The 23,085-nt window shown below is 38.3% G+C and carries 20 protein-coding genes; 16 read left to right on the plus strand and 4 right to left on the minus strand.

The features are described from left to right. The first annotated feature begins 1 nt into the window (after position 1). The 5 genes from EWU23_RS06800 (at position 2) to EWU23_RS06820 (ending at position 7,537) form a co-directional block, all read left to right on the plus strand. Positions 2–2,131 (plus strand): penicillin-binding protein, encoded by a 2,130-nt coding sequence (locus tag EWU23_RS06800; protein WP_166230130.1) that lies wholly within the window; start codon positions 2–4, stop codon positions 2,129–2,131. Between the two features lies 1 nt (position 2,132). Continuing rightward, positions 2,133–3,593 (plus strand): UDP-N-acetylmuramoyl-L-alanyl-D-glutamate--2,6-diaminopimelate ligase, encoded by a 1,461-nt coding sequence (locus EWU23_RS06805; protein WP_166230132.1) that lies wholly within the window; start codon positions 2,133–2,135, stop codon positions 3,591–3,593. Between the two features lie 62 nt (positions 3,594–3,655). Further along, a complete protein-coding gene (gene mraY, locus EWU23_RS06810; protein ID WP_166230134.1) occupies positions 3,656–4,867 on the plus strand; it encodes a phospho-N-acetylmuramoyl-pentapeptide-transferase in 1,212 nt (403 codons plus the stop codon). A 13-nt stretch (positions 4,868–4,880) separates the two neighbouring features. Then, complete coding sequence (locus EWU23_RS06815; protein ID WP_166230136.1) at positions 4,881–6,122, plus strand: 3-phosphoshikimate 1-carboxyvinyltransferase; 1,242 nt, start codon at positions 4,881–4,883, stop codon at positions 6,120–6,122. A gap of 143 nt (positions 6,123–6,265) precedes the next feature. Next, entirely contained in the window at positions 6,266–7,537 is a 1,272-nt protein-coding gene (locus EWU23_RS06820) for a metal-dependent hydrolase family protein (RefSeq protein WP_166230138.1), read from the plus strand. Between the two features lie 36 nt (positions 7,538–7,573). Here the strand turns inward: EWU23_RS06820 and EWU23_RS06825 are convergent, their stop codons facing one another. Further along, positions 7,574–8,158: a DUF6580 family putative transport protein gene (locus EWU23_RS06825; protein WP_166230140.1), complete on the minus strand. Its 585-nt coding sequence runs from the start codon at positions 8,156–8,158 to the stop codon at positions 7,574–7,576. 84 nt (positions 8,159–8,242) lie between these two features. Here EWU23_RS06825 and EWU23_RS06830 point away from each other — a divergent pair, with 84 nt between their 5' ends. The 4 genes from EWU23_RS06830 to EWU23_RS06845 are packed head-to-tail and all read left to right on the plus strand — an operon-like array spanning position 8,243 to position 11,549. Further along, positions 8,243–9,385: a 5-(carboxyamino)imidazole ribonucleotide synthase gene (locus EWU23_RS06830; RefSeq protein WP_166230142.1), complete on the plus strand. Its 1,143-nt coding sequence runs from the start codon at positions 8,243–8,245 to the stop codon at positions 9,383–9,385. 12 nt (positions 9,386–9,397) lie between these two features. Next, positions 9,398–9,886 (plus strand): 5-(carboxyamino)imidazole ribonucleotide mutase, encoded by a 489-nt coding sequence (gene purE / locus EWU23_RS06835; RefSeq protein ID WP_166230144.1) that lies wholly within the window; start codon positions 9,398–9,400, stop codon positions 9,884–9,886. Positions 9,887–9,889: 3 nt separating this feature from the next. Beyond that, positions 9,890–10,540 (plus strand): LysM peptidoglycan-binding domain-containing protein, encoded by a 651-nt coding sequence (locus EWU23_RS06840; RefSeq protein ID WP_166230146.1) that lies wholly within the window; start codon positions 9,890–9,892, stop codon positions 10,538–10,540. 10 nt (positions 10,541–10,550) lie between these two features. Further along, positions 10,551–11,549, plus strand: coding sequence for a M15 family metallopeptidase (locus EWU23_RS06845; protein WP_166230148.1), 999 nt, complete (start codon positions 10,551–10,553; stop codon positions 11,547–11,549). Here the strand turns inward: EWU23_RS06845 and fmt are convergent. Continuing rightward, positions 11,539–12,456, minus strand: coding sequence for a methionyl-tRNA formyltransferase (gene fmt / locus EWU23_RS06850; protein ID WP_166230150.1), 918 nt, complete (start codon positions 12,454–12,456; stop codon positions 11,539–11,541). The two genes, EWU23_RS06845 and fmt, sit on opposite strands and share 11 nt — an antisense overlap. Before the next feature lie 212 nt (positions 12,457–12,668). Between fmt and greA the strand changes: the two genes are divergently transcribed. After that, positions 12,669–13,142: a transcription elongation factor GreA gene (gene greA / locus EWU23_RS06855; RefSeq protein WP_166230152.1), complete on the plus strand. Its 474-nt coding sequence runs from the start codon at positions 12,669–12,671 to the stop codon at positions 13,140–13,142. 64 nt (positions 13,143–13,206) lie between these two features. Next, a complete protein-coding gene (locus EWU23_RS06860; RefSeq protein ID WP_166230154.1) occupies positions 13,207–15,240 on the plus strand; it encodes a BatA domain-containing protein in 2,034 nt (677 codons plus the stop codon). Here the strand turns inward: EWU23_RS06860 and EWU23_RS06865 are convergent. Next, on the minus strand, positions 15,214–15,891 hold the full coding sequence (locus tag EWU23_RS06865) for a YggS family pyridoxal phosphate-dependent enzyme (protein ID WP_166230156.1): 678 nt from the start codon (positions 15,889–15,891) through the stop codon (positions 15,214–15,216). The genes EWU23_RS06860 and EWU23_RS06865 overlap by 27 nt on opposite strands. Positions 15,892–16,002: 111 nt before the next feature. On the opposite strand from EWU23_RS06865, the gene EWU23_RS06870 reads away from it, so the two are divergent. The 5 genes from EWU23_RS06870 (at position 16,003) to EWU23_RS06890 (ending at position 20,414) form a co-directional block, all read left to right on the plus strand. Continuing rightward, on the plus strand, positions 16,003–16,980 hold the full coding sequence (locus EWU23_RS06870; protein WP_166230158.1) for a hypothetical protein: 978 nt from the start codon (positions 16,003–16,005) through the stop codon (positions 16,978–16,980). Between the two features lie 87 nt (positions 16,981–17,067). Continuing rightward, positions 17,068–17,430, plus strand: a complete 363-nt coding sequence (gene rpsF / locus EWU23_RS06875) for a 30S ribosomal protein S6 (protein WP_109322122.1) — start codon at positions 17,068–17,070, stop codon at positions 17,428–17,430. A 1-nt stretch (position 17,431) separates the two neighbouring features. Then, positions 17,432–17,683 carry a 30S ribosomal protein S18 gene (rpsR, locus tag EWU23_RS06880; protein WP_109322123.1) on the plus strand — a complete coding sequence of 84 codons (252 nt, stop codon included), beginning with the start codon at positions 17,432–17,434 and terminating at the stop codon, positions 17,681–17,683. Positions 17,684–17,721: 38 nt separating this feature from the next. Continuing rightward, complete coding sequence (rplI, locus tag EWU23_RS06885) at positions 17,722–18,165, plus strand: 50S ribosomal protein L9 (protein ID WP_166230160.1); 444 nt, start codon at positions 17,722–17,724, stop codon at positions 18,163–18,165. A 116-nt stretch (positions 18,166–18,281) separates the two neighbouring features. Next, positions 18,282–20,414, plus strand: coding sequence for a sialate O-acetylesterase (locus EWU23_RS06890; protein ID WP_166230162.1), 2,133 nt, complete (start codon positions 18,282–18,284; stop codon positions 20,412–20,414). A 140-nt stretch (positions 20,415–20,554) separates the two neighbouring features. On the opposite strand, the gene EWU23_RS06895 is transcribed toward EWU23_RS06890, so the two are convergent. After that, positions 20,555–22,711 (minus strand): hypothetical protein, encoded by a 2,157-nt coding sequence (locus tag EWU23_RS06895; protein ID WP_166230164.1) that lies wholly within the window; start codon positions 22,709–22,711, stop codon positions 20,555–20,557. Positions 22,712–23,085: the final 374 nt, after the last annotated feature.

Here is a 23,085-nt window from a genome sequence, read left to right on the forward strand (position 1 = left end):
TATGGCAAAGGCAAAAAGACAAAACATTAGGGAGATTATTACCAAGCGTTTCATCGCCTTTTTTATCGTGGTGATTTTGCTTTTTGTGGTATTGGTTTTCAACTTGTACAAGATTGTTTTTATTAATGGAGATACCTTACGCAACGATGTGTTCAATACCTATATCAAGGAAAGAAGTGTTGATGCTACACGTGGAAATATTTATTCAGATGATGGTAGTTTATTGGCGACATCTTTACCTAAATACCGACTAGGCCTAGATCCTTCGGTGTATAACCGCAACGCCACTTCAGAGCAAAAATTCAAGGAGCATATTGATGAGCTGGCCAATGCTTTAGCTGATTTTTTTCAGGATCATACCGCTGAAGAGTACAAGAATAAAATAGTTTCTGCGAAAAAGAATGGTAAAAATTACTTGTTGCTGAACAATCGATTGCTTGATTTCCAAGAACGCAAAAAGGTGGCTAAATTCCCTTTATTTAATTTAGGTGAAGCGACTAAAACGGGGATTGTTTTCGATAAAGTGAATGTTCGTTATGCGCCTTTTGGACAAATGGCATATCGGACGGTGGGTTATTTAAAAGATAAGGTGGCAGTGGGTGTTGAAGGGAGTTTCAATGCGGAGTTGAAAGGTACACCAGGGAAAGGTCTATTTGAGAAAATGGATAAAAACACCTGGCGGCCAGTGGAAGGAGGGGAAGAATCCGTACCTAAGCCAGGTTTAGACATATATACCACGTTGGATATTAATATTCAGGACATTGTGGAGTCGGCTTTGATGAAGGCCATGACTACCTATGAAGGAGATTATGGCGTGGTGATTGTGATGGAAAGCGCAACGGGAGAAATTAAAGCCATATCCAATTTATCCAAGAATGCAAATTCTCCCACAGGCTATTCAGAGAGCTTCAATTATGCCATTCGAGAGGCAAGAGATCCTGGGTCTGTTTTTAAATTACCTTCCATGATGGCCATGTTGGAAGAAGCCGATTTGCCTTTGGATATGCCAGTTTCTACAGGGAATGGAAAATACCACCATTATAACGGAACCATGTCGGATTCTCATCCCATGGGTACCATCTCGGTAGCTCAAGTTATTGAAAGTTCTTCCAACGTGGGAACGATGGTTCTCATGAAAAAAGTCTTTGCCTCTAAGCCGGCTAAATTTTATGATTATTTAAAAAAGTACCATTTAATTGAGTCTTTGCATTTTCAAATTCAACCGAATCCTAGGCCGAATTTCCCTGTTCCAGCCAAATGGGATGCTTTTCAATTACTTTGGTCTTCGGTAGGATATTCAACCCAATATTCTCCATTGCAGATGATCTCCTTTTATAATGCCATTGCCAATAATGGTTATTGGGTGCAGCCCATCATCGTGAGTAAAGCTACTAGAGCAGACGAAGTGGTTATCGATTATCGAGCCAGCCAAATTAGAGATCAAGCACCTTTATGTTCGCCCAAGACTCTTGAGAAAATTCAAAGTATGCTGGAGGGAGTAGTAACCAAAGGTACCGCAAATAACATTAAAGGCACTTCGTATGGGATTGCCGGTAAAACGGGTACTGCTCAGAGAATCATCAATGGTCGCTATATTCCAGGTAAATATTATACCTCGTTTATTGGGTATTTTCCTGTGAAAAAACCTAAATACACCATTTTAGTATCCATAGATAATCCACAAGGACATGCTGAAGCCACTTACGCCAGGCAAGTAACAGCACCCGTTTTCAGGGAAATCTCAGATAATATTTATTTACGAGACATGAAGTTGCACCGTAAATTGGCTGGCACCTTACCTGATTCGTTAAACAAAGCCTCATTAAGTCATACGGTGCATCCTATGGATCAATCAATTTTGTATTCCAATTTTGGTTTACCGAAGGTGGAGGAAGATGGAAGCTGGTTGCAGTTTAAAATGGATAAGCAAATGGTTCAAAATACTCCTTTGAGTTTTCCTGCCAAGACTGTTCCCAATGTGGTGGGCATGAATTTAAGAGACGCAATATTTACCCTAGAAAATAGAGGACTAAAAGTAAAAGCGAACGGTTTAGGTACCGTGGTTAGCCAATCAGTACCTGCCGGAAGTCCTACCAGAAAAAACCTTTTATTACAAATTCAACTTCAGTAGCATGGTATTAGTTCAGACCCTATTTCAGTCGATTCCTGTTTTACAAATAACAGGTGGAAATCAATCGGTTGAGATGTTGTGTTTTGATTCAAGAAAAGCACAAGCTGGTTTTTTGTTTTTTGCCATGCGAGGCACCCAAGTGGACGGTCACCAATTTTTGCCACAAGTGTATGAACAAGGCTGTAAGGCTTGGGTGGTAGAACAATTACCAGCGGAGGTTCCCTCTGATGTGATTTGTGTTCAAGTGAAGGATACTAATGAAGCCTTGGCTTTAGCTGCGGCAGAGTTTTACGGACATCCTTCCAAAGAATTAAAATTAGTAGGTATTACAGGGACCAATGGTAAAACAACGAGTGTTACTTTATTATTTGAGCTATTTAGGAAATTAGGTCATCGCTGTGGACTAATTTCTACTGTCCAAAATAAGATAGAAAATCGGGTAATTCCAGCTACGCACACTACGCCAGATGCCCTGAGCCTTCAAGCTTTATTGAGAGAAATGAAAGAGGAAGGATGTAGCCATGTATTCATGGAGGTAAGCTCTCATGCGGTGGTACAAAAGCGAATTTTTGGAGTGCAATTTTGCGGAGCGATATTCTCCAATATCACTCGAGATCACCTGGATTTCCATGAGACTTTTGATGCGTATATTGCTGCAAAAAAAGGATTTTTTGATGCCCTCCAGGCTTCGGATTTCGCATTGACTAATGTCGACGATAAGCGGGGTATGGTGATGTTGCAAAATACCAAAGCCAAGAAATATACCTATGGATTATTGAATGCGGCCGATTTTAAAGCTAAGATTATCAGTAATGGGTTATCGGGTTTACAATTGGAAATCAATGGGCAACATTTACATGCTCAGTTGATTGGGACTTTCAATGCTTATAATTTATTGGCTATTTATTCGACTGCCATTATTCTGGGAGAAGACCCATTGGAAGTTTTGATTCAATTATCTAGCTTAAAAACAGCTCCGGGTAGATTTGAGCAAATGGTAGGTAGTCAGCATAAAATGGCCATTGTAGACTATGCTCATACGCCTGATGCCTTAGAAAATGTCTTAAAAACCATTCAGGCAATTCGGTCAAAAAATCAAAAAATCATTACCGTAGTGGGCTGTGGGGGTAACCGAGATACAGGAAAAAGGCCTATTATGGCAGCTTTGGCGGCCAAATATTCCGATGCATTTGTGTTAACCTCAGATAACCCAAGAAAGGAAGATCCTGAATTTATACTAGATCAAATGGAAGCAGGATTAAGCGGAGAAGATAAAGTCAAGATGACAAGAATGGTGGATCGGAAAGAGGGGATATGTTATGCCATTCGTCATTTAGCAGGAGCAGGAGATATCATTTTAGTGGCAGGGAAAGGGCATGAAACCTACCAAGATATCCAAGGAGTAAAATATGATTTCGACGATAAACAAGTCATTCAGGAGGCTTTTGAAGCCTTGATTTAATTTGTACATCGCTTTAAAATTTTGCATTTTTGTTTTTAATATCTAATCCAAATTTCAGGAATATGTTGTATTACCTCTTTGATTACCTAGACAAGCAATGGAACATTCCAGGAGCAGGGGTATTTCAATATATTTCATTTCGAGTATTTATGGCTATCATTACCTCTTTGGGAATAGCTGCTATTTGGGGTAAAGCTGTGATTTATCGTTTGCAAAGACTTCAAATTGGCGAGGAAATACGTGATTTAGGTTTGGAAGGTCAAATGCAAAAGAAAGGCACGCCAACTATGGGAGGCTTTATCATCCTGTTGTCTTTAATCATTCCCACATTGCTTTTTGCTAAAATCACCAACGTATATATTGTACTGTTACTGACTTCTGCCATTTGGTTGGGGGCTGTGGGTTTTGCAGATGATTACATTAAAGTATTTAAAAAGAATAAAGATGGACTGTCAGGCCGCTTTAAAATCATAGGTCAGATTGGCCTTGGTATTATTGTAGGTTTGACTATGTATTTCAATGAGCACATCAAAGTAAGATTGTTTTCCAAAGTGAGTGTATTAGCGGATGGGACTACCTTGCAATCTTACACGGATCATAAATCACTAATGACGACGGTTCCTTTTTTGAAGAATAACCAGTTCGATTACAACATGTTATTACCAGATTTTATCCCCGATCATTATGTGTGGGTGGTCTATGTTTTGGTCGTTATTTTTATCATTACAGCTGTTTCCAATGGGGCCAATATTACGGATGGTTTGGATGGATTGGCAGCAGGAACTTCCGTGATTATCGGTCTAACCTTGGCTATTTTGGCTTATGTGTCAGGTAATAAAATTTTCTCTCAATATTTGAATGTGATGTTTATTCCAAATTCGGGGGAGTTAGCCATTTTTTGTGCGGCCTTTGTAGGGGCCTGCATTGGATTTTTGTGGTACAATGCCTATCCTGCCCAAGTTTTTATGGGTGATACAGGGAGTTTAATGTTGGGCGGGGTGATTGCTACGCTGGCCATCGTTATTCGTAAAGAGATGTTGATTCCCGTTTTATGTGGAATCTTTTTGGTAGAAAATCTGTCGGTCATTATTCAAGTGGCTTATTTTAAGTATACCAAACGAAAGTATGGAGAAGGAAGGCGCGTCTTTTTGATGTCCCCTTTGCACCATCATTTTCAAAAGAAAAATTACCATGAAGCTAAAATTGTTATCCGCTTCCTAATTGTGGGTATTATTTTAGCCGTTATTTCACTTGTCACATTAAAATTGCGCTAAGCGCTACCTAGTTTTGAGTCAAATTCGCCTATTCCCAAGAAACAAATCCTTTCAAGAAATTATACCATTGCCGGCTTCTAAATCGGAAAGTAACCGTGCATTGATCATCAATGCCTTAGCTGGAGGAGCATTATCCAATGTGTCCAATTTGGCAGAAGCAAGAGATACCCAAACCATGATTCGCTTATTGTCGGAAAATAGAGAGGTAGCCGATGTATTAGATGCAGGTACTACCATGCGTTTTTTGACGGCCTATTATGCCATCAAAGGCCAAAAGAAAAAAATGACAGGTACGCCACGGATGTGTGAGCGACCTATTGGTATTTTGGTTGATGCTTTAAGAGCATTAGGAGCAGACATCACCTATCTTAATAAAGAGGGCTATCCTCCCATGCAATTGAATGGTTTTAGCTATGCTGGGAATAGAAATTTGTCCATTCGTGGAGATGTCAGTTCTCAGTTTATCTCCGCTATTTTGATGTTGGCCCCCCTGTTGCCAGCAGGTTTGGAATTAACGATTACAGGTTCTTTAGGCTCAAAACCCTATGTAGAAATGACCTTGGCACAAATGAAACACTTTGGCATTCAAGCGGAGGCAGATTGGAATAGGGCAGTGATTAATATCCCCGTACAAAGTTATAGCGTGAATCCATTTGCCGTGGAATCTGATTGGTCTGGAGCCAGTTATTGGTATTCCATGGTAGCATTATCTCCTTATGAAGATGCTTCCTTAGAATTATTAGGTTTAAAAGAGAACTCCTTACAAGGAGATTCTGCCATTCAGTATATCATGGCTGAAATGGGTGTGAAAAGTACTTACACAGGAAGAGGATTCTTATTAACCAAATGCGAGGCTAAGCCTAGTTTGGCTTGGGATTTTACGGATTGTCCAGATTTAGCACAAACCATTTGTGTGGTGGCCACAGCCAAAAACATCCATTTGACACTAACAGGGATTGAGTCATTAAAGGTAAAAGAGACGGATCGTGTCTTGGCACTTCAACAAGAATTGAAGAAGATTGGCGGAAATTTAGTTGAGGTGGAGCCTTGTTTGAAATATGAATTATCTGGTCTTTTGACCATCTCTGAGCAAGCTGTTCCTGAGTTTGAAACCTATGATGATCATCGTATGGCCATGGCTTTTGCTCCACTAGGCTTATTAACTGAAATAGTGATACATGAGCCAGGCGTTGTCGCAAAATCTTATCCCAGCTTTTGGTCTCATGTAGATAAAATATTGGATTCCAAGGAATAAGTAAATTGGATTTTCGGGTTTAAATAGCAAGATTTTATCGTTTTTCACTTAGATTTGACAACCTTTGGAAGGTTGTCAAATCTACACGCAATTCAGTTCAACTCAACAAGGGGTTATTTGATAAATCGCTAAATCAACATCCAATGAAGAAAATCCTACTCATTCTATTGTGGGCAGTTCAGCCTATTCTAGCTCAAAAAACCATTATTCACTGCGGTAATTTAATTGATGTGAAAACATTGAAGGTATTACCTAACATGTCCATTACGGTTCAAGGGAAAAAGATTGTCAGTGTTTCTCCAGGTTATATCAATCCAGAAAAGGGAGATAAACTCATTGATTTAAAAGGTAAAACCGTAATGCCAGGTTTAATTGACATGCACGTCCATTTACGCAGTGAAACCAACCCCAATGCCTATTTAGATCGATTTGTGAAAAATCCTGGGGATCAGGCTTACCAGGCTTTGGTCTTTGGAAAGAAAAACCTGATGGCGGGATTTACCACCGTACGGGATTTGGGAGGATTGATCAGTATCAGTTTGAGAAATGCCATTAATAATGGATTGGTGGAAGGTCCTAGGATATTTGCTGCCGGTGTAGCTATTTCCACTACGGGTGGACATATGGATGGGACCAATGGGGTAAACCAATATTATACCAAAGATTTAGGTCCAGAAGAAGGTGTTATCAATGGGGTAGATGATGCCCGTAAAGCGGTTAGACAACGCTATAAAGAGGGTTCAGATGTCATTAAAATTGCTTCCACGGGAGGTGTTTTGAGCTATGCCAAAGATGGCATGGGGGCTCAGTTTACCGTAGAAGAAGTTCAGGCCATCGTACAAACAGCCAAAGATTATGGATTTAAAGTAGCAGCCCATGCGCATGGTGCCGAGGGAATCAAACGAGCTGTTTTAGGAGGCGTTAGTTCCATCGAGCATGGTACTTATATGACAGAAGAAATTATGGAATTGATGAAAAAGCAGGGGACTTATTATGTTCCTACGGTTATTGCAGGAAGATCCACAGCTGATTCAGCTAAAATCCCCAATTATTATCCGGAAATGGTTCGCTTAAAAGCATTGGCTATCGGTCCAATGATTCAGTCTACTTTTGGAAAAGCTTACAAAGCTGGGGTAAAAATTGCCTTTGGGACAGATGCTGGGGTATTTGGACATGGTAAAAATGCGCGAGAATTTGAACTGATGCATGAAGCAGGAATGCCAGCCCTAGAAACTATACAATCTGCTACGGTCAATGCAGCAGATTTACTGGGTCAAAGTGATATGTTAGGCTCCATTGAGCCTGGTAAATGGGCCGATATCATCGCCGTAGAAGGGAATCCTGCGGAAAGCATCCAGTCGATGAGCCGAGTGAAATTTGTGATGAAAGAAGGTAAGGTATACAAGAATGAATAGACCCAAGCATGGGCAGGCTATTTAATCCTGTCCATGTTATCGTAAAGCAGGAACTTGTTTTTTTAGCAATTCAAATCCACCAAAGAAAATGCCAGAAAATAAGAATTGACTCACCAGGCTGTTTTTCAAGAAAGGTAATCCCATGGCATAGCATTGCATTAAGCCATTCCAATCTTTCGTGTACACTAACTCGTCACCCACTACCGCAGTACCTAGGCTAGGAAGATTCAACCAAACGGCAAAGTTGGAAAGTAAAAAGAAGCCAATAACTACGGCTAAATTGGAAGCTAGGAAGTTTAATGCTGTGATTTTGTTTTTCAACATATAGGTACCCAGCAAGGATATGCCTACAAAAAGCGACATGTGGATAGGTGCAAAGCCAAATGAAAACCCTTCGTAATATTGTGGGTAAACTAGGTTATTCAGGACTAAATTGGCTAACCAAATACTTAAAATAGTCCAAGAGATGGATTGAGATTTTGTGCTAAAGTAGGCTCCAGCAAATAAGGCCATGGAAGTAATCGGAGAAAAATTAGCCCAAGCTGGTCCAGCCAATATTAAAAGTCGGCTAGCCACAGCTAGCAATAAAATGCAAATTAGGGTAAGCGTTCTTTTCGACATTATCTTAAAATTTGAAAGAATCTATTTTGGACTAGGAAAATAATTTCCAAAGGTAAAACAAAAGCCGTAATTTTATCCATTCGAATGGAATTTATGTATCAGGACTTGCCAAAAATTGGATTATTAGGAGGAGGACAGTTAGGACGCATGCTTTTGCAAGCAGGCATAGATTTGGATTTTCAAATTTCCTGCCTTGATCCAGATCCTGAAGCACCCTGTCATCGATTGGCACATGAATTTACACAAGGGTCTTTCCAGGACTTTGATACAGTTTATCAATTTGGACAAGCACATGATTTGATCAGTATCGAAATTGAACATGTGAATATAGATGCTTTAGAGAAATTAGCTGCTGAAGGAAAGCAGGTATATCCTCAGCCTCATTTGCTCCGCATGATTCAGGATAAAAGAAGTCAAAAGCAGTTTTTCCAACAATATGGATTTCCTACGGCCGACTTCAGATTAATTGAGTCACGGGAAGAAATACACCAGTATCTTGATTTTTTACCAGCTTATCAAAAGTTGGGCAAAGGAGGATATGATGGGAAGGGTGTTCAATTGATTGCTAATGCTGAGCAAATTGATGAGGGATTTGATGCCCCAGGTTTATTAGAAAAAGCAGTTGATTTTGAAAAAGAACTGGCAGTCATAGTTGCTAGAAATATACATGGAGAAGTAAAGGCCTTTCCTGCTGTGGAAATGGTTTTTCATCCAGTCCAGAATTTGGTTGAATTTTTGATTTCACCTGCAGCTATTTCGGAGGCAATTGAAGCACAAGCGGTGGACATCGCTACTCGTTTGATTCAAGAAATGAAAATGGTGGGTTTATTGGCTGTTGAGATGTTTTTGACTAAAGACGGACAGGTGTTGATTAACGAAATAGCCCCACGTCCACATAATTCGGGGCATCAGACTATTCGGGCAAATGTCACGTCTCAATATGAACAACATTTAAGAGCCATAGCGGGCTTGCCACTAGGAGATACTTCTACCACGGTGTTTGCTGGAATGTTGAATCTATTAGGGGAAGCTGGGTATACGGGAAAGGTAAAGTACGAAGGTTTGGCAGAAGCATTGGCCATACCAGGTGTTTATCCCTTTTTGTACGGTAAAAAAGTGACGAAGCCATTTAGAAAAATGGGACATGTCAGTATCATTGGAAAGAGCCGAGAAGAGGTGGAAGAGAAAGCCAATCAAGTGAAAAAAATCATTCGTGTTATTAGTTAAGCAGCAATAGTTATGGTAGGAATCATCATGGGTAGTAGTTCAGATCTTTCGGTTATGCAAGATGCAATCGAAATCTGCAAGGAATTTGGAGTGGCTTATGAAGTAGATATTGTGTCTGCCCACCGTACTCCTGTTAAAATGCTTCAGTATGCACAAACTGCCAAAGAAAAGGGGTTTAAAGTGATTATCGCTGGTGCTGGCGGAGCGGCCCATTTGCCAGGTATGGTAGCCTCTGCCACCATATTGCCAGTGATTGGTGTTCCTGTGAAATCATCCAATTCCATTGATGGATGGGATTCTGTTTTGTCCATTTTACAAATGCCCAATGGTGTTCCTGTAGCGACGGTTGCGCTGAATGCCTCCAAAAATGCAGGGATTTTAGCCGTTCAAATGTTAGCTATTTCGGATGAAGGATTATCTCAAAAACTACTAGCATACAAGCAAGATTTAATTGAAAAAGTGGCTGAAATGAGCCAAAAAACAAAATCCAATTTGTCATAATTCATGAAAAATCCTTTTTCATTCATCAAAGATAGTTCTGCCAGACTTCCCTTTATCACTTTGTTGATCTTGTTGGCCACTTTGTTGGGCTTACTCTTGGTGGGCTATGAACATTTTTTGAGCCCTAAATCAGAAGAGTTGGTGAAAGCAGAAAAGCTTAAAATGGAAGAGGATGAAACTTTATTAGGTGATCCTACTTCCATTATCATTGATTCAACAGAAGATTCGGAACCTAGTTCAAGTGCCACTAATCAAGAAGATTCAGCGGTGTTGGCACAACAAGAATTGGAGGCTCAGAAAAAGGAAGCCGAAGCAGAAAAAGTTCCTGAGTCAGAATCCTTGAAAAATGTTGGAGGTAAAAATCATGCTTATACAGTGGAAAAAGGAGAAACATTTTTTGGTATTGCCAACCGTTTTGGGTTGAAACCAGATCAATTGAAGGCTCTCAACCCTGGGGTAGACCCGAATGGAATCAAAGTGGGAGTAACGAAGTTGAATGTTAAAATTCAAACCATTCATACCGTCGGACCAGGTGATGTACTCCGTGTGGTTGCAGCTAAATACGGGGTTTCCAAAAAATCATTGATGGAGGTAAATCATAAAGATCAAGATATTACCTTACGCGGCGAGCAGCTGATTATTCCTTTACATTAATTTTTTCTTCATGCGTAAAGCGCTAATTCTCGTATTTTTGAGCATTATTTCCTGTGCTGCTTATGCGCAATCCGTTATTAGAACTTGTCAAACTAGCCACTTAGATAGCCTTCAGTGGAAAGATTTGGTGTGGATGTTTGCCCAGCAAGATAGTCTTTCAGACCTAGAACCTTATCAAAATTTAGCCCTCATACTCGAAGATGCCCAAGGCATTCGAACAGAAAAGACCTTTCAATCGGATAGTACTTTTCGGATGAATGACTCGGTGGACGAGTATTTGGCTCAACGTATCCTGATCGATAAACCTGATCTTACGGCATTTTGGGCTTTGGAATTGGAAGACGATATTCGCTTATTTAAATCCTTGAAGGATAGCTTACAAGCTAAATTCAAATTTAGGCATTATGCCATGCGCTATTCTTCGGAGACTCGCTCGTTGAAACAGCAATTATCCTTGCAAAAAAGAGGTCGATCTAAAATAGCCTTGTCTATGCATAATTTTAGTTTGGCAGCCGATGTGGCTATCTACCGCAAAAAGCGTTATTTAAAAAGAGGCTTGATGTATGATAAAATGGGGGCTATTGCCAAGGATCTAGGACTTTTTTGGGGAGGAGATTTCGTGGGATTCCCCGACTTAGGGCATATTCAGGCCTTTAAGAACTCAGCCGAACTACTCCGTCAGCATCCCAATTTAGCTTTTGAATTTGAGCATTTTAAAAGCAACTATGAGCAAATTTATGCTGAAAAAGCTACTCTTGGCCAAGAAGATTTAGTTCAAGATACGCGAGATTTATTGGAAGCCATGAATGAATTTCGCTTGATGCAGCCATGTCTTTGTGAAAAGGCTCAACCTATTCCTGAAAGTGCACAAGCCTGGATAAAAAGCTATCAGCAAAACCCCAAACCTAGGGTACACGTTAATTTAATGGAGCAGTGGGCTTATGTGCAGCGTGGAACCAATGGCTATTTTTTCCCCTTAGGGCTTTGGAAGCCTCAAGCTAAAATGTAAAAGAATAGCCCCGTAAAAAATCAGCTATTTTCATCCGCTTTTTCCCTTCCATTTGCCATTCCAAAATCTGTATATAGCCGTCGGAGCAGCCTACTCGGAGGTAGGTCTTTTGGTCCGAATCCCAAACACCTATGCCTAAATCGGGGATAATTTCGGGATGAAATTCTATCTGAATCAGTTTACAGTTTTTACCTTGAAATAGCGTGTGAGATCCTGGGAATGGATGCATTCCGCGCACCAAATTGACAATCTCTTGTCCTTTTTTTGACCAATGAACTTCACCTGTTGCCCGATGTAGCTTTGGGGCAGGTTTCATGTCTCCCGTCAGTCTTTGAGGTGTTGGATGGATATTATTTTCTTGAATGGCTTGTGCCGTTTTTACTACGAGCTGAGCTCCTTTTTTCATCAAGCGCTCATACACATCACCCGTGGTGTCCGTGGAAGAAATCACTTCTTTTTCTTGAAACAGTAAATCTCCTGTGTCGATTTCATGCTGTAAGAAAAATGTAGTCACTCCAGTTTCTGTTTCACCGTTAATAACTGCCCAATGAATAGGAGCAGCACCTCGGTAATTGGGTAATAGAGAAGCATGTAAATTGAAAGTGCCTAAAGTGGGCATATTCCAAATAGCTTCTGGTAACATACGAAAGGCGACAATTACTTGTAAATCAGCTTTATACGACTTTAGTTCTTCTAGAAATTCAGGATCCTTTAATTTGAGCGGTTGTAAGACAGGTAAATTTTTACTTTCAGCAAAGATTTTCACGGGAGAAGCTTGAATTTGTTGGCCTCTACCTGCGGGTTTATCTGGTGCTGTTACCACGGCAACTACTGAAAAATGGGCTTCAAGTAAAGCTTCCAGGCTAGCTACAGCAAAATCAGGAGTACCAAAAAATACAATGCGCATAAGTAAATGATCAATAATTCGGATATTCGAAATGATTTGGGAATCTCTCAGCTTTTTAATTACCTTTGCAGGGCAAAATAAACCGAATTACGTGTTGTTTATAAAATATTTATTTTAGGAACGAATCCGAAGCAAAACTACGAATAAATTAAGTAGAACGGTCGGAGGCCGTTCTATTTTGTTTTTATCACCCTTTAGAATTAATAAAGCATATGGCAAAGTTACAATATTACACTGCAGAAGCCCTAGATAAGTTAAAGGCTGAATTGCATCACCTGAAGATTCAAGGTAGATCCGATATGGCCAAGCAAATTGCTGAAGCGCGTGATAAAGGGGATTTAAGTGAAAATGCTGAATATGATGCCGCTAAGGATGCTCAAGGACTGTTGGAATTGAAAATCTCTAAAATGGAAGAAATTGTAGCGAATGCGCGTGTGCTTGATGAATCAACCATTGATTTATCTAAAGTATCGATCTATTCGATTGTTCAAATTAAGAATACGAAATCAGGTGCTGTAGTAACCTATACCATTGTTTCTGAAGAAGAGGCTGATTTGAGAGCTGGAAAAATTTCTGCTTCCTCGCCATTTGGTAGAGGATTATTGGGGAAGAAAGTGGGGGATTTAGCTGAAATCCAAGCACCAGCAGGTACATTGGAATTTGAAATTATTTCCCTTACTCGTTAATATAATCACATTCAAATCTTGAAATCCCAATCAATCGATTGGGATTTTTTGTATTTTAGATGATATGAATATTCATTTTGCCCATCCCATGTATTTGTGGGCCTTATTGGGATTGATCATACCACTTTGGATGCATTTTTATCACAGAAAGGCAGCCAAAGTTTTGTATTATTCTGATTTAAGTTGGTTAGAAAAGATTCACCAAGAAGGAAAGGGTTTAAAACAAATTCAGAAAATCTGGCTCTTACTAGCTCGATTGATTAGTTTGTTTTTTTTGATTTTAGGCTTTGCCAATCCACTGGGTCCAATATCTTTCAATAAGACCTCTCAGTCTAATTTGATTCTCTATGTCGATAATAATCCTGCCCAAGTTTTAGCTGCTAGAAAGACTTTTTTAACGAAATCGACAAGTCTACCTGCTAGCCCAAACGGCCAAGCTCACTTGTTTTTTAATGATTTTGAAAGTCAAGATTTTGAGTTAAAAGCTTGGCCTCAAATCAGGGAACAATGGAATCAACGTGGACCAGGCTTGGAGCCCATAAAGGCTTCGCAAATTTTGACACATGCCCAGCAAATAGCAGAAGAAAACCAACAAGAACCATTACTCTATTGGTTTTCTGACTTTCCCAAGAATAAATCATTACCTAGTTTTCCTACCAAAGGAAGTTACGTTTTACAAACGTTCCAAGGGATAAATTCGGATAATGTTTTTGTCGATAGTGTACATTTATCCCATAAATTCATCCGGCCAAATACCAGTTATGAAGTAATTGTTCGTATGAAAAATGGTGGGACAAAATTGGCCAACAAAAGACAAATTTCCCTGTATTTGAATGATTTCATGATGGCGACTCAGTCAGTCATTTTAGAGCCAAATGAATCGACGGAGCTACGATTTCCTTTTTCTTTGGCTAAATCAGGAGTATATCGAGCTAAATTAATGTCGGATGATCCTGTGGCATTTGACAATAGTTTTTATTTTATGTTACAGAGTTCCGAACCACGTAACATCTATGTGGTCGGCAATGCTCAAAACCTGGAGAAGGTATTTGAGAAAGAAGAATTTTTTGAATTCAAATCCATACAAGCATCGGAGATACTACCTGCTCATTTGCCTGAAGATGCTTTTGTTTGTTTAGTGGGTGTTGAAGGTAGAACTGCTACGGATTGGAAGGCGTTGAATACCTGGGTTAGTCAAGGGCATTCCTTGGCTATTATTCCTAGTCAGGGCCCCACTGAAGCGATCCTACAAGATATGAATCGATTTTTTGCAGGTACTGGCAAGCAGCTAGCCCAGACATCTCAATCGGAATTGCCTGTTCAGCAAGTATCTACTCGCCAATCTTTTTTTCAAGAAATAGTAACCAAAAAGTCTTTGAATCGTGCTTCCAAATTATGGACTTCCAAGCCTTTATGGGAATGGAATCCGGGAAATGAGACGCTTATATCTTGGATGAATGGAAAACCGTTTTTAGAGAAAATTAGCTTGGGTCTAGGATCCGTTTTTTTGTTTTCTTCCCATGTGTTAAACCAGCAAGATGGATTTAATAAACACGGCTTATTTTTACCTGTTTGGCATGAAATGGTCTTATCCAGTGGTTTGAGTCCAGTTTTGCATCAACGAATTACTTCTCAAGGAATTGAAATTAAGGCAAGCGCTGATTTTGTGTACCAATCTGCTGATAAAAGTTTGTTGAGCTGGCAAAAACAAGGTCAAAACTTTATTCCGGAACAAAACTGGTTGGGCAAATCCTGGTTATGTCGCATTCCCCAGACCATGATGCAAGACCTTAGATCTGGAGCTAATGGGTTTATCGATGCTCAAGTTGGAGGGAAAGCCATGGCTACTTTCGCATTAAACTATCCTAAAGAATTTAGTCAATTGGCTACCTATTCTGAGAAAGAATTGGAGGAGCATTATGAAGGTCAAAAGCAAGTGAGTATACGTCACGATGTCCCAACGGGCTTAGGTGAGAGCAACCCACGTACAAGCTGGGCTTTACTATGTTTTGGTTTGGCTTTATTTTTCTTTTTGGTAGAAATGGCCTTGGTGCTGTGGAATAGTCGATCCTCAAGAACGAGCCCCGTAAATCGCTGAACCGACCCGAACCATGGTAGAACCTAGTTGGGCGGCCAAGAGGTAATCGCCCGACATGCCCATGGACAACTCTTTCCATTCCACTAGGCCCGTGGTATACCCCGTTTGCTTGGTTTGAAGTTCGATGAATACATCATGTAATGTCTGGAATTCAGTGGCTACTTGTGCTTCATTTTCGGTAAAACTGGCCATTCCCATTAAGCCCATAATTTTAATATGTTGCAATTCGGCAAATTCAGGACTAGCTAGTATGCTCAATAACTCACCTTTATCTAGTCCAAATTTACTTTCTTCTTGAGCTATGTACATTTGAAAAAGGCAGGGAATGATGCGCCCTAGTTTTTTTCCTTGAGCATCAATCTCTTTTAATAGGCGAAAAGAATCCACGGAATGAATCAAATGAACAAATGGAGCAATGTATTTTACTTTATTGGTTTGTAGATGGCCAATTTGATGCCAACGGATATCGGCCGGTAACTGACTTTGCTTTTCCACCATTTCCTGAACCCGGTTTTCTCCAAAATCGAGTATACCTGCATCATAAGTTGCTTTCAGTTCATCGATGCTGCGGGTTTTGGTTACTGCTATGAGTTTCGCAGAACTAGATTTCAATTGGGCTTGAATGTCTGAAATATGTTGTGCGATGGACATAATGGAAATTTGTGAAAGATTGAATGAAGAAAAAAATAAAAGTAAAATTAATTTATTATTTTTGATTCTAGGAGTTTGATATGCATCAGCTCTTACCAGAAAAATTTGAACATGGAGTCAGACACTATGAGTTCCAAGGAAAAGAGTCAGCAGCGGGTTATTGGAGTGCTTTCTTTGCTTCTTCTTTTAATGAGCGGGCTTTGGGTGTGTGAGCATTATCAAATTCAGCTATTTTCCTTAGGCAAAACAGAAGAGCAATTTGCGGAGAGTGCTAGTGAGCAGCTGGATTCAATTTCCAAGCAATTGCAATTGCGCATGGTTCAAATCAAGAAATTAGGCGGTCGAGTGAGTGAGTTAGAAATAGCTCGGGAGCAAATATTGGGAGATAAAAAGGAATTAGCCGAAAATCCCCAAATGGATGAGGCAGATTTCAAACAGAAATTGGCTTATTATTTGCGTTTATTGGGATTGAAGGATCAAGAAATAAAGAAATTAAGAAGAGAAAATACGTTTTTATTAGCGCGAAACGATTCCTTGAGTCGAGAGGCAAAATTATTGCAAGATGGTTTATCCAATGTACAGAAAGCCTTAAAGGATTCTTCTGAGACATTCGGTTTGAAGCAAAGAGAGCTGAACGAGCGTTCGCGGATTTTGGAAGTAAGGAATCAAGAGCTAGTTGAAAAAGTTTCGGTGGCGGCAGCCTTACGGGCTGAAGGGGTGAATGTATACGCTATTTCTTCTCGAGGGAAGGAAGTGGGGATTCATAAATCAAAGAAAATTGATAAAATTCGGGTTATTTTCCATCTACAAGAAAATCCTTTAGCCTCTAAGGAAGTAAAAACCATTTACTTGCGCATTATTGAGCCGACCGGTCAAACCTTATCGGATTATTCGCTGGGTTCGGGTACCTTAAGTTTTAAAGGGAAAGAACTTTCTTACACGGCGAAACAGCGCATTTTTTATGAAAATAATCACCAGTCGGTTGAATTTATTTACGCACGATCTGTCCCTTATCGAGAAGGTAAGCATGAAATAGAGCTTTATGCGGAAGGTTTCCTTATTGGACTCGGAACTTTCGAAGTTCGTTAACCAATTTTTTCTTACAAGTTTTTGATTGTGAAGTATTTTTGATACTTTTGCAGTCCAATTTTAATTTTTTACTAACAACAATTTTTTATGGAATTAAAAAACTATGAGACGGTGTTCATTTTAACTCCCGTTTTGTCTGAGCAACAGACAAAGGACGCCGTTGAAAAATTCAAGAAAGTGTTGGTAGATAACGGTGCACAAATTGTTCACGAAGATGCATGGGGCTTACGTAAGTTAGCTTATCCAATCCAGAACAAGCACACAGGTTATTACCAGATTTTTGAATTTTTAGCGGCACCAGCATTAATTGCTAAGCTTGAACTTGAATACAAGCGTGATGAGAAGGTTATTCGCTTCTTGACATTAGCCCTTGACAAGCACGCGGTTGCGTATAATGAGAAAAAGAGAAAAGGTTTAGTAGGTAGAAAACCAGAAAAAACAGAAGCATAAGATGACACTTGTAAACGAACCTGTAGATAAAAATAGTAATCGTAAAAAATATTGCCGATTTAAGAAGTCGGGTATTAAATACATTGATTTTAAAAATCCAGATTACTTATTAAAGTTAGTGAACGAGCAAGGAAAAATCTTGCCTCGTCGTATTACTGGTACTTCGTTGAAATTTCAACGTAAAGTTGCGCAAGCAGTAAAAAGATCTCGTCACTTGGCATTAATGCCATATGTAGCTGACGGTTTAAAATAGACCAGATACATCCTAATAACATTTGATTTTATACAAAAATGGAAATAATATTAAAAACGGATATTGCTGGATTAGGCTACAAGAACGATGTCGTGGTTGTGAAACCAGGTTATGGTCGTAACTACCTAATTCCACAAGGTTTTGCTATGATGGCAACACCGTCCAACCGCAAAGTCTTGGCTGAAAATATCAAGCAAGCGGCACATAAAGTGGAAAAAATTCGTCAAGATGCTACTGATTTAGCTGCTGCTATTGGTGACATGAATTTAACGATTGTTGCTAAAACGGGTGATAGCGGTAAAATCTTTGGTCGCGTAACTAGCCTTCAAATCTCAGAAATGTTGAAAGAAAAAGGATTCGATGTAGATCGTAAGAAAATCTCATTCGATAGCGAAGTAAAAACCATTGGTGATTACGCAGCTACTTTGGATTTACACAAAGAAGTGAAGCACAAAGTAACTTTCTCTGTTGTTTCTGAATAAGAAATAAATAGAAAATAGTGGGAAGGTCGTATCAGAGTTAATCTGGTACGACTTTCTTATTTCATGGCGGTGTAAATTTGGAATATATCCCTAAATTAGCAATCTAATTTTCACCTATGAAGAAAAGTTTACTGATCTTACTTATTAGCCTATACGTTCAAGCTGCTCAGGCGCAAGTCAGTATTTCTTATCCTCATTTCAGACAAGTCTTTCAGCGTAATAATAGTAATGAAGCCACATTTTCTGTGTTGGGAAGCTATTCCGGGAGCATTGATTATGTACAGGCTAAATTAATTCCTGTACAATCCGGTCAAGGGCAAACGCTGGATTGGTTTACTTTGGATGCTAAGCCCAAAGGAGGCATATTTCAAGGAAATATTTTAGCTAAGGGAGGCTGGTATCAATTACAAGTAAGAACGATTCAGCATCAACAGATAAAAGATAGTACTAGTTTAGGCCGGGTAGGTATTGGTGAAAATTTTATCATCTCAGGTCAATCTAATGCGGAAGGTACATTTAGAAAACCTAATGATACTCAGGCAATCGATGATCGGGTGATAGCCGCCAATTTCTATAATTTTTTCAAAGAATATAATCCAAGTCCTAATAATAAATACATAGGAGAGCATAATTTGGATTTTCCCATGACGGAATTTCGGAAGATTGATTCTACTGTGACGATTGGACCTATGGGGCTTTCCAATTTCTATTGGCCTATTTTGGGCGACTCTCTGGTAAAAAAATACAATGTGCCTGTCTGTTTTTACAATACAGCTTGGGTAGGTACGGGTATTAAAAACTGGGCGGAATCTTCTAGGGGAGTTCTTACTGCCAATCAATGGGCACCCAGTGTATATTATCCCAAGGGTTTCCCCTATGCTAACTTGAGGAGAGCCGTGGAAATATATGGTCAAAAGAATGGCGTAAGAGCTATACTTTGGCATCAGGGGGAGAATGATGCCTATCATAAAACTCCTGCGGCCGACTATAAAAATTATTTCATGGAGTTGATTAGTACCTTACGAAAGCACACGGGTTTAGATGTTCCTTGGTTGATTTCAGAAGCTACCTCCGTGTCTGTTCAATTATCGGATGGAACTTGTACCCCCACCATTTGGGATGCAGGAATTTTGCAGGCACAGAAAGATATAGTAAGTACCAGTGGAATTCCATTTTTGTATTCTGGACCTAATACTGAAAATGTAGAGATTCCTAGGAAATCGGATTGTATTCACTTTTCACGGGGTGCTTACGTCACTTTAGCCGATTTATGGTTTCAGAAAATATCCAGTCAATTGGATGCTATTAAATTCCCAATTTCGTCTAAATCCATGCCCAGTATCCAAGTGGCATGTGGCCCAAACAATGAGTTATCGCTGGATTTAACGACTACATTTAAAAAAGTTACTTGGTTTAATGCTTCCTCAGGAAGCGTTGGCAATCTCTTTAAAAAGCAATTATTGACGGCAGGTAATTATTATGCGACCTTAGAAGATGATTTAGGAAACCAATTTAGCATTCCTATTTTGTCGTTTAGGAGCTTACCTCAACCACTTAAACCCAGTATTCAAGTAATCGGAGATACGCTGTTTTGTGAAGGCAAATCGGTTGAATTGAAGGCGCAAGGAACGGGTGTAGATTTTACTTGGTCGAATGGTTTTCCAGGAAACAGCATAGTCGTTAAAAATTCTGGGCTTTATCAAGTTAAGGCCTATGATATGGATGGTTGTAGCTCGGAGTATTCCAATAAAGTGCAAGTTCAATCCATGACTTTACCAACCGCTACTATTGGTTCATTTGGTTCATATATATTGAAGGCAAATAGTATAAACTTAGATTCCAATATTGGATATTCATGGGAGATGAATGGAACCTCTTTGTTAGAAAAGTCAGGTTTATTACGGGTTAAATCCTCAGGAAAATATAGCCTAACAATTGCTAAAAAATATAGTAATACGTTGAGCTGCCTTAGTCCCAAGGTAGAATATGATTATACTTTGCCATCGGATGGCGGTCTTTCTGTATTCCCTAATCCAGCTATAGATAACATCAATATAGAATGTATTGCCACCTTAGCAGGCGCGGAATATTTTTTATACAGTATTGATGGACGTTTGGCTTTACAAGGGAAAATCAGTCAAGACGGAGTTTATACCTTGAATCTTAGCGGTATACATTCGGGCAAATATCAATTGGTCTTGAAATCTGAAGGGCAGGTATTGACCAAAGGACTGATTGTAGTCAAGTAAGAAAATTTGTAGACACTTTACCCTTTTTTTCTATTAAATCAAAAAGGGCGGAAGTATCTCACAAAAGTTGATTTGATGTAAGTTGTTCAATTAACTACTCCTCCTAGTGATTGCAGAAAATTTCTGTAAAGGAGTAGTATTTATAATTCTAAGTCAATTTTATCATCATTTATCTCTTGCTCTTCTTCCACTTTTTTGTCTAGACCATGTTTTGAAATAAACTCATTTGTTTTAATATCAATAATATCAAACACATTAGGATCGTCTAGATTTATTGATTCTATTGTTTCTTTTTTAAATTTCTCAATCTCCGCTTTCAACTCATAATTTTGAATTTCTTTTGATGATAGATTTATTAGTTTATCCATAATTCTTGCACCTAATGATAAAGTTCTTTCACTAAAAGTTGCTACGGAATGTACAAGTGAAATTAATTTAGACTCTGACATAGGTTTAGAAAGTTCTGTTACTTGTAGAAACTTAAATGCATTTGTAATCCAACCCTTAAAGTAATCAGTTTTCGAAAAATTCACTAGTGATCTATCATTTGTGAGAATCGCCCATACCTCCCCATTTTTTACTATTCTTTCATTTGTAGCTTTTAATGTATAAATGTCATTATTAAAAAGGTGGTTTTTTTTCTTTATACCTAAATCATCTAAAATGTCCATGTATTCAACCTTAATGTCTTGTACATCGTTATCCTCGTAATGGGGGGTATCAATAAACTCAATTCCGTTGGATGTGAAGATTGATTGTAAGTCAGTCATTATACTTCTTACCCAATTTTTAATGTCTGTCCTTTCTGTTTTAATTGAGTTACTGAAAGTTGCTAAGTATTCCGAAATGGTTTCTGGAACTTTTATCCCTTTGTTTTTTAAGTGAAAGTAATTGGAAATAAAAGCATTATTTGAATATTCTAATTCATTTCCTTGACTTTCAAAGCCAATATATTTTCTAGCTGTTAGTAGGTGTCCCGCACATTCGTTGAAGTAATAATAAGGCATATATATAGGACTATCTAGCTCCATTGCCTGTCTAACACTCTTTACAGAATTCTTAAAAAATCGATTTGTATTTCCTGAATATAATAAAGAGCATAAAAAAGGTAGAGCAACGCTCGGTTCTAGAATAATATTGACATCTGACCATCGACTTGCTCCAATTGCTTTTGCTGATGTAATTGGATTATTTCCATCTAATGCAACATATACAGACGCCCTTGATATTTTTGTAATAAGTGGATGAGCTGATGCCATATCCAATAAGGCATTTGTCAAATCTTCTGCAACAGAAATATCAACAGATTTTTCATTAATAAAGTAATTTTTAATTTTGGCTATACTGTTTTCCGAAATACTATAAAAATTATTATTAATTATTGAAGCATTTATGTCCTTTAGATTTTCGAGTTGATTTGAAATATAGGCGTTCGCTATCCATAGAGATATTTTTTTAGATTCTTCTGAAGTCCATGAAAGTTCGTAATCCTTTAATAGGTCAGTTTGCGCTGAAGACAAATTGTATAACTCTATTTCATAGATACTTTGTCTGTTTTTAAAATCGTCAAATGCAATAGGTAACAATGAAATACTTCCATTTTCATCTTTTTTTATCAGAAGTTTTCCAAAAAGGCCTCCAATTCTTTTTCTAATAATACTTTCGCTTTCTTCATTTAGGCTTAAAAAGTTCATAACGAATTCAACTAATTCGTCTTCTTTTTTACTATCATTAAAGAGGGAAAATAGAATGGTGTCTTCATAAACACTATATTTTAATTTTCCTGCGTCATCAGAAAAAACACTATAGCTGTGTAACGCTTTTTCTTTAATATCTACAATATTTCCATGTTGTCTTGGTAAAGGTAAATCAACAACATCTAAAAATTTATTCAATTTACCTTTTGACAAAATTAAGCCTGCTATAATTTTTGGTGAAAAGCATTGAGCTGTAATGCCTAAATCTTGTGAAATCTCAGTTGCTATAAGTATTTGGTCAATTTCTGACAAATTATAAGTTGTCAAAAAATAAAACTTTTGCACAGATAGCTTATTTATAGCTTTTTTAGCATCCTTATATGCTTTATTTTTAATATCAGTTTTTTGGGTTGTAATTTGATATGCAACTTTTTCTCTTTGTCCATCTTTAATGGATACGATATCAGTACCACCGTCATAAGAACCATCTATATTAATAGGGGTCAAATTTAAAATCTCTGAAAGAACAACATTACAAGCTTTATCAAAATAATGTTTGCCAAGTTTTGTAATATGATTTGCTAATGTTTCAATGTCCATATTAGTTTTTAAATTAAATATAAAGTTGATAATTTCAATTGTATGATAGGTTTAGCAACATTTCTACAATCAAAAATATACCTGCCATAAATCTCCCCCAATCTACCCAAAAATTTATGTTTTGTTGAATTTTACAATGCAAATAAATTCCGCTAATCTAACAAAAAGTGATAATAAGCGAGTCAGTAAATAAGCTTTTCCCAACTTTATATTTTCCATTGACAATTAAAATAATCGAATGAAGTTTAAAGATCGCTTTCCAATGGGGAATTTAAAACGTTTAATTAGATATATTTTTTACAAAAAAAACCCAAAAAGCTAAATAACTTTTTGGGTGCAGTTTATGATTTAATTAGCTTATTATGAGCTAAAAA

This window comes from Aquirufa beregesia (assembly GCF_011090385.1).
GTDB classification, from domain to species: domain Bacteria; phylum Bacteroidota; class Bacteroidia; order Cytophagales; family Spirosomataceae; genus Aquirufa; species Aquirufa beregesia.

What these genes read in the sequence shown, in the direction of transcription:
- EWU23_RS06800 (WP_166230130.1), top strand. Translation starts at nt 2, where the DNA reads ATGGCAAAGGCAAAAAGACAAAACATTAGGGAGATTATTACCAAGCGT.
- EWU23_RS06805 (WP_166230132.1), top strand. Translation starts at nt 2,133, where the DNA reads ATGGTATTAGTTCAGACCCTATTTCAGTCGATTCCTGTTTTACAAATA.
- mraY (WP_166230134.1), top strand. Translation starts at nt 3,656, where the DNA reads ATGTTGTATTACCTCTTTGATTACCTAGACAAGCAATGGAACATTCCA.
- EWU23_RS06820 (WP_166230138.1), top strand. Translation starts at nt 6,266, where the DNA reads ATGAAGAAAATCCTACTCATTCTATTGTGGGCAGTTCAGCCTATTCTA.
- EWU23_RS06825 (WP_166230140.1), bottom strand. Translation starts at nt 8,158, where the DNA reads ATGTCGAAAAGAACGCTTACCCTAATTTGCATTTTATTGCTAGCTGTG.
- EWU23_RS06830 (WP_166230142.1), top strand. Translation starts at nt 8,243, where the DNA reads ATGGAATTTATGTATCAGGACTTGCCAAAAATTGGATTATTAGGAGGA.
- purE (WP_166230144.1), top strand. Translation starts at nt 9,398, where the DNA reads ATGGTAGGAATCATCATGGGTAGTAGTTCAGATCTTTCGGTTATGCAA.
- EWU23_RS06840 (WP_166230146.1), top strand. Translation starts at nt 9,890, where the DNA reads ATGAAAAATCCTTTTTCATTCATCAAAGATAGTTCTGCCAGACTTCCC.
- EWU23_RS06845 (WP_166230148.1), top strand. Translation starts at nt 10,551, where the DNA reads ATGCGTAAAGCGCTAATTCTCGTATTTTTGAGCATTATTTCCTGTGCT.
- fmt (WP_166230150.1), bottom strand. Translation starts at nt 12,456, where the DNA reads ATGCGCATTGTATTTTTTGGTACTCCTGATTTTGCTGTAGCTAGCCTG.
- greA (WP_166230152.1), top strand. Translation starts at nt 12,669, where the DNA reads ATGGCAAAGTTACAATATTACACTGCAGAAGCCCTAGATAAGTTAAAG.
- EWU23_RS06860 (WP_166230154.1), top strand. Translation starts at nt 13,207, where the DNA reads ATGAATATTCATTTTGCCCATCCCATGTATTTGTGGGCCTTATTGGGA.
- EWU23_RS06865 (WP_166230156.1), bottom strand. Translation starts at nt 15,891, where the DNA reads ATGTCCATCGCACAACATATTTCAGACATTCAAGCCCAATTGAAATCT.
- EWU23_RS06870 (WP_166230158.1), top strand. Translation starts at nt 16,003, where the DNA reads ATGGAGTCAGACACTATGAGTTCCAAGGAAAAGAGTCAGCAGCGGGTT.
- rpsF (WP_109322122.1), top strand. Translation starts at nt 17,068, where the DNA reads ATGGAATTAAAAAACTATGAGACGGTGTTCATTTTAACTCCCGTTTTG.
- rpsR (WP_109322123.1), top strand. Translation starts at nt 17,432, where the DNA reads ATGACACTTGTAAACGAACCTGTAGATAAAAATAGTAATCGTAAAAAA.
- rplI (WP_166230160.1), top strand. Translation starts at nt 17,722, where the DNA reads ATGGAAATAATATTAAAAACGGATATTGCTGGATTAGGCTACAAGAAC.
- EWU23_RS06890 (WP_166230162.1), top strand. Translation starts at nt 18,282, where the DNA reads ATGAAGAAAAGTTTACTGATCTTACTTATTAGCCTATACGTTCAAGCT.
- EWU23_RS06895 (WP_166230164.1), bottom strand. Translation starts at nt 22,711, where the DNA reads ATGGACATTGAAACATTAGCAAATCATATTACAAAACTTGGCAAACAT.